Raw genomic sequence first — 6,248 nt, 5'->3', positions numbered from 1 at the left:
CATTGCCATCACAGGAACAGGCTAGCAAACACGACTTTTCAGACAAGCCCTAAGACAGTGTGGGATTTCATGGCCATAATACGATCTGCAAAATGTGACATTACTTAGCCTCCTGAAGCTGCTTTTCTAGAGCTGCGATAGCCTGTTTTTCAAGCTTATCCATCCGCTCTTGCTCCTTCTTGGCCTGCTCCTCAGCATCCTTACGGCGAGCCTCTTGAAGAGCAGCTTGCACTAGACGGCTCTTCTCAGCTTCATAGTTCTCAAATACTTTCTGCTCATATACTTCAGTAAGCCTATCCTCGATGAACTGAATGTCTTCAGCTTGAAGAGCAGGGGACTTCTTAAGGAAGATGTAGCAGCTACCTACCATCCCGGAGTGTGGAGCCTTCCAATCGGTAAAGGTCCACCCTTCGTTCAGGAGTTCAGAAACCTTAGTGATAAGCTCTGGGAGGATTTGGGCATTGATGCGCTCTTGGCTCCCCATTCCTGTTTTATAGAGATCGACGCGATTTGAGATAGCAGCATCAAGACTGTCTTGATTGAATTTTATGTCATTGGTAGTTAGAGCAGCGTTGAATTGGTTTTGAAAAGTATTGATCATTTGATACTCCGGATATTAAGTTTAGTTTTTGTTTGGGCGAAAGATCGCCCTTTATCTGAACTTTCGTTCAAATTCTTTTGAGATTCAGTTTTGGGTGATATTTAGAAAGGAAGAAAACTTTCGTCTTGTTCGTCTAAGCTTGCAACGTTGTCAGGTAGCGGAATGAGGTCTTTACCGCTCATCACATAGCGCTGTTTACTATTGTTATGAAGCACTTGTCCTGTCCGGCAATCCTCAATGTAAAACCCGTTATCCTCAAACCAGTCAAAAAGCTGATCACTGATTTCGCGACCATTCCGATTCCATCGACTAAGCGGCATCGATGAGAGGTCAGATCTTGATATCTGAGACTTCTACTTTCGCTGGTGCTGCTGCGGTTTCAACCTCAGTTGACTCCCAGTCCTCATAGCTACTGCTCTCTGCTTCAATAGAAAATTCAATACCTTCGTAATCTTCACAAGGGATTGATTCTTTTACCCAGTCTTCTCCTGCGGCCTCAGATTCAGCGTATACGTCAGGCTGAGCACTGGTGTTGCTTTCTTCTGATCGCTGCGCTACGGGGCTTACAGAGGGCTTTTGAGCTGTCTTATCGGCCTGCACCAACATTAGGTTGTTAAAGCGCTTGAAGAACCATTTCTGCCGTGTTGCAGTAGCTTTCCTTTTCTCGGCAAATAGCACGTTGTGCTTAGTGAAAAATGTTATAGCTCGCATCACAGTCTTACGGTCGATTGATAGTTCATTAGCAACAGAGTCAAGAGTGTCGTAATACTCTTTCTGTTCACGGGTGAAGAATTCACACCGTTGCTTCATCCAGCAATAGATAACTTTCTGTTGCATGGTGATTTCTACAATTTCACCAGTAGCACTGGATACGAAACTAGTCGCAGCAAGTAGATCGTAAGGTAGTTTTAGGAATTGCTCAGTGTTTGATTGGTTCTGCATTTTGGTTATCCTCAACATTTGGGAATTGGGTTGATTTCATTTCTTTATAAGCTTTCGTAATTAGAAGCTGCACCACATGTTTAGGTGAACAGTTTCCGTTATGTTCAATCAGAGCGATCAGTTCTTGAGCGCTACGGTCGTTAAGCCCGATCTTCATATACACCTCTTAAGTTGATGTAGGTCCCTTTTGGGACTAACATGATTCAATCTTACTGATCTTACGATCATCAACACACAAACAATGATAAAGGACTAAAAGCCCTAACACTCTCAAAGCCAGCACAAGGTAAGAATTAGCACGGATAAGAATATAGTATTAAAAGAATGTTCTTTGCTTTTATGCTCTTGTATTTAAAGTCCTGCGTGTCGAGACGAAGTCGAGTCAAAGCTGGACTTAGTAGTTATTAATTTTAATCATTCATTTCTCCTTCTCTTAAAATCTATCTATATTTCTATATATCTCTCTATCTATATACAGTGCCTCAAAGGGATCAACGTTAGTCCTTAAAGGGACCAAGGTAGATACCTCAAAGGGACTAACCACTCCTGCCCAGTAGCTCATATAGCTCGGCATCTCGCAGCCTATTAAAGATCAGGTTGAGCATGTCGCTGGCGCTTAGCCTGTTTTCCTGTGCAAGCTGATTCAGGTACTGGAGATTGCTGCTCTTCAAGCTTAGGTGCAGTGGAACGTTGTTATTACGCTGTTGTTTCATTTTCTAACCTCTGTTGTTTTAATTTTTGAATCATTTCCTTGTTTGTTATGCCCAGCCTAATCCGTTGCCGGTGCATCTTTCCGTGGCAAGATTTGGAACAGATCAGCTTACCAGCTGAGTGGCATTCCATTGAATCACCACACCAAAGACAGGCTCTTACAGTTCTTATTGTCATTTTTCATATCCTCAAAGCGAGAAATTATTTATTTTGAACGAGCGAATCCTGCCGATTGAGTCATCCGACAGGGGTAATAAATAAAAGGGCATCCAGGATGAAGACACTGTAGATGCCAAGGCTCTTGTTCAGAGCGGAGGAGTATTAGGTGTCAGCCCCTATGTCTGTGGAACACATGACTGACGGCTGCACGACTCTCTATCATTCGCCGGTGATGCTTGATGCTGAAAGAACTCGCAACCATAGGTAAAGCTTGCGAGCAAGAGGACAACAAACAGAGCAACGTGATGACAGGCAGCGGGAGAGAAGTTAATCAATCCACGAGCTACTTACTACGGCAGTAGCCAAGCCAGAACCTTTCTATCGGAAACACAAAAACCCAACGCTTGGGCTGGGATATTCATCGATGTAATAATTTAATTATACCAAGAGGCGCTTAAATCCAACTATGGGACTTATCTCAAAGGCTTGTAAGAGATTGGCTATACAGTTTCTGTGTTTTATATTCGCATCTCTTGTTATTAAATAATAGCATGACACCCCCTATTTTTGTCAATACATTGAGCAACTTATTTTACATACCTTAAATATAGAAAATATACAGGAATGCAGTAATGCCAAGGGTTGTAGCGATATTGGCCGTTTATATGCTACATATCACCCGACGAATGGTATGCACAGTAGAGTGATGTTTCCTGCTGGGATGTCTTCTGAGTAAGTTTTTCAGCTGTGAGTAGCATGGCAGAGATATCGAGCGCGGTTAGTATATCTAATTTTATAGAGGCCTCTTCTGAATTTATGGTGTTCGTAATGGTTAGTTTGATCACTTGTTCAACGGGCTTGGAGATTGCTATATGCACAATATATTGATCAGTGAAAAAACCTTCGATGTAATTGGTAAGGCGTAACTGGTGTTCCGGTAGCACAGCTTTTCTCCGGCTGCTAGCAGTACCAAGGATCTTAGCCCACAGCGGTACGTTCCGCTCAAGCGCAACGAACACGGATCGAGGACACCAGGTCTTAACCGAGGCCGCTTTACAGAGAAAGATTTTTCTTAGGTTTCGGGAAATATCGAGGGAAAGGTGCCGTCCTTGGCAAAAAAGAAACCCCGCTCTATGGCGGGGCTAAGGTCTATGAGAGTTGGAGCACTCATACCTACTATGATTGCGATAACGGTAGAAGGTTCAGCCCTTGTTCCAATGGCGCTTGACGGTAGCGATACCCACGCCAAGGTCTTTGGCAGCTTGGCTCTGAGTCAATCCGCGTGTCTTAGCTGCCTGTACCTTCTCAGTAGTGTCTACAGCTTCAGGTCTTCCTAGCTTCTTGCCTTCTGCCTTCGCTCGCTCCAGGCCAGCATGGGTGCGCTCTATCAGCAGGTCACGCTCAAACTCTGCTACAGCACATAGCACCTGCATAGTCATCTTGCCCGCTGCGCTGGTGAGGTCCACCCCGCCCAAGGCGAGGCAGTGAACCCGGATGCCTTCCACTGACAGCTTCTCTATGGTGCTGCGTACGTCCATAGCGTTACGGCCTAGACGGTCGAGCTTGGTAACGATCAGGGTATCTCCATGCTCCATACGCTCTAGTAGCTTCTGAAAGCCTTTACGCTCACTAGCTTGGGTAGACCCGGATACTGTCTCAGCCACTACACGGCGAGGGTCCACGGCAAAGCCTGCCTGCTGGACTTCGAGCAACTGATTGTCAGTGGTTTGGTCGGCAGTGGAGACGCGGGCATATAGGAATGTACGGCTCATCTCGATCCCTTGGTATCAATTAAGGTGGGATCATTTTGCCATCGTATCAAATAGTCGTTCAACCTATTTGTTGATACCAGTTAGTGTGTCGGATGAGCGGTATCGTTAAACGGTCGATTGATGATCCCTAGAGGAACCTATGGGCCTTTGCCAAAGCATGTTCAAGAGCGGTGACACACTCCTTTTCTTTGGCATAGGCGGAGAAGCGCTGGTGCAAGTCCACCTTAGCGCGTTCCAGGCTGGCTTTCCGCGTAGCTAGCTGCTGCTCTAGTAGGTCTTTGTTCGTGCTGACCTCGCAGAGAGGGGTAGTACGTTTCATAGCAATCTCCTCACGATTTTCCTGGGACCAAGCCTTCAGACAGTTGTTTTAATGCTGAATCGTGAGCAAATTGTAATCAGAGTGTAAATTTTGATAGTCATGTGCTATCGATAACTCTTATCGTGCGAACCTTTAGCAGATCGAAGGCTGCCAATGCTTAGCAAACAGGGGGAGGGGAACGATAATAGGGCCACAGACGTGCTACAAGGTGCATGGTTGCTGAATAGAGTCAGAATGGCCCTTGGGTCTAATTGTTATAATGTAACGTTTATGGTCAGTTTTATCTGACTTACTGCTACAAGCATCTGCTCAATGAAGCGACGCTTCCCATACACCGCAAAGGTCACTGCTGTATCCCCATGACCTACCATGTCCTTCAGCAGGCTATCGGCAATACCAGCCTCTCTCATGTCATCAATGAATGAGTGCCTGAAGCTGTGGAAGGTCTTACGAGGATCGGTGATCCCTTGCTTGTGCCTGTAGACGCCAAACCACTTTGATACGGCATAACCATACCTGCCACGGACAGCCTTCAGCTCAGGCCACAGCCTTTCTTGTCCTGCCTGCTTCAAATCTCCTAGGTGGTCACGTAGCCCTATCTCCAGCAGTGCAGGGTGCAAAGGGATGATTCGTCGGCTGGAAGGGTTCTTGAGCTTCTGATCCGGCCGAGCATCATCGATCTTGATACAGATGATGCCTTGCTCTTCCACGATGTCCCCAACGTAGAGCTGAGCTAGCTCCTCCAAGCGTGCCCCTGTGGTTCGTGCAAGCAGCGGTAGCCAGTACCTCCAAGGGTTCTTCCTAGCTTCCTTTGTTAGAGAGCCATGGTTGAGGAGGGTGGCGATGTCTCGTTGATCAAAGGGTAGGCGTGCATCCTTAGCTGATGCCTCCATCACCTTCATTCCACTCAGGGGGTTCGCCTGAAGGTATCCGTTCGAAACGCACCAGTTCATCCATGAGGTGAGCTTTCGTAGCCGGTTGTTGATCGTGACTGGTGTGATGGTCTCGTACTGATGCCCAGACTCCACAATCTCCAGCAGCGTCATGCCTTTGAATTCAGGACGTAGACCGTAGTACCTGGGACAACGGGATAGCCTTTCCTTTAGTGTCCTGGCCTGTTTCCGATCGAAGGCTTCCGCTTCCATATCCCCCATCAAGGCAAAGAAGTCTTGGATGGTGCGTTCAACGTCAGCTATCTGTCCTTGCCTCCAGGCTCCTTGCTTCCCTTCAGCTACGTACTCCTTTGCAAGCCTACTCAGCAGCGGTCCGTTTGCCATGACTGGTAGTGGAGGGCTGACATGATTAGGAGGACAGGAGGGTAGGTGTTCGAATCTCTCCGTCAGCACCAAAGTCCTACACAGTGTCTGTAGCTCGCTGTAGGTGGCTTGTGGGTGCTTAGACCGATGCTTATCTAGCCTTTGAGCTATCGCCGTAGCTTTAAAGATGGCTGCTCGTCGCTCCTGTATCCCTAGGCTGATTCGTAAGTGCTGATTGCCGATGCGAACGTTGAGGTAGTAGGTAGAACCTCTGCGAATAACGTACATGTGTGACAGGCCTGTGTGACACCAATGTGTGACAAAGCCGCCACCTCAGGAATCGTGTGTTGAGCATCGAATGGAGGTAAAGTCCCCAATTGCCCAGAACCTGTTGGCTAGAGCGTTTCAACGATCAACCGATGTGCTTGCACAATACCCGGTCAGGCCCGGAAGGGAGCAGCCGCAGCGGTGATGTCGTGTGCCGGGGT

General features: G+C 47.1%; 6 protein-coding genes. All 6 read right to left on the bottom strand.

Going from position 1 to position 6,248, the window contains the following annotated elements:
* Positions 1-100 precede the first annotated feature (100 nt).
* On the bottom strand, positions 101-601 hold the full coding sequence (locus GSQ95_RS13525) for a hypothetical protein (RefSeq protein WP_158896635.1): 501 nt from the start codon (positions 599-601) through the stop codon (positions 101-103).
* Between the two features lie 330 nt (positions 602-931).
* Positions 932-1,543 (bottom strand): hypothetical protein, encoded by a 612-nt coding sequence (locus GSQ95_RS13520; RefSeq protein WP_158896634.1) that lies wholly within the window; start codon positions 1,541-1,543, stop codon positions 932-934.
* The gene (locus GSQ95_RS13515) at positions 1,521-1,700 is read right to left on the bottom strand and encodes a hypothetical protein (protein ID WP_158896633.1); all 180 of its coding nucleotides are present in this window, start codon (positions 1,698-1,700) and stop codon (positions 1,521-1,523) included. Before GSQ95_RS13515 ends, GSQ95_RS13520 begins: the two co-directional genes overlap by 23 nt.
* Before the next feature lie 1,915 nt (positions 1,701-3,615).
* Positions 3,616-4,185: a recombinase family protein gene (locus tag GSQ95_RS13510; RefSeq protein WP_158896632.1), complete on the bottom strand. Its 570-nt coding sequence runs from the start codon at positions 4,183-4,185 to the stop codon at positions 3,616-3,618.
* Positions 4,186-4,312: 127 nt separating this feature from the next.
* Complete coding sequence (locus GSQ95_RS13505; RefSeq protein ID WP_068383901.1) at positions 4,313-4,504, bottom strand: hypothetical protein; 192 nt, start codon at positions 4,502-4,504, stop codon at positions 4,313-4,315.
* 254 nt (positions 4,505-4,758) lie between these two features.
* Positions 4,759-6,048 carry a site-specific integrase gene (locus tag GSQ95_RS13500; protein ID WP_158896631.1) on the bottom strand — a complete coding sequence of 430 codons (1,290 nt, stop codon included), beginning with the start codon at positions 6,046-6,048 and terminating at the stop codon, positions 4,759-4,761.
* Between the last annotated feature and the right edge of the window lie 200 nt (positions 6,049-6,248).

It is taken from the genome of Pseudomonas sp. BAV 4579, from assembly GCF_009765395.1.
Taxonomy (GTDB): Bacteria; Pseudomonadota; Gammaproteobacteria; order Pseudomonadales; family Pseudomonadaceae; genus Chryseomonas; species Chryseomonas aestiva.
Note: the sequence above shows the minus strand (reverse complement) of the source record. Positions and strands in the feature narration are given on the sequence as shown.

What these genes read in the sequence shown, in the direction of transcription:
- GSQ95_RS13510 (WP_158896632.1), bottom strand. Translation starts at nt 4,185, where the DNA reads ATGAGCCGTACATTCCTATATGCCCGCGTCTCCACTGCCGACCAAACC.
- GSQ95_RS13515 (WP_158896633.1), bottom strand. Translation starts at nt 1,700, where the DNA reads ATGAAGATCGGGCTTAACGACCGTAGCGCTCAAGAACTGATCGCTCTG.
- GSQ95_RS13505 (WP_068383901.1), bottom strand. Translation starts at nt 4,504, where the DNA reads ATGAAACGTACTACCCCTCTCTGCGAGGTCAGCACGAACAAAGACCTA.
- GSQ95_RS13520 (WP_158896634.1), bottom strand. Translation starts at nt 1,543, where the DNA reads ATGCAGAACCAATCAAACACTGAGCAATTCCTAAAACTACCTTACGAT.
- GSQ95_RS13500 (WP_158896631.1), bottom strand. Translation starts at nt 6,048, where the DNA reads ATGTACGTTATTCGCAGAGGTTCTACCTACTACCTCAACGTTCGCATC.
- GSQ95_RS13525 (WP_158896635.1), bottom strand. Translation starts at nt 601, where the DNA reads ATGATCAATACTTTTCAAAACCAATTCAACGCTGCTCTAACTACCAAT.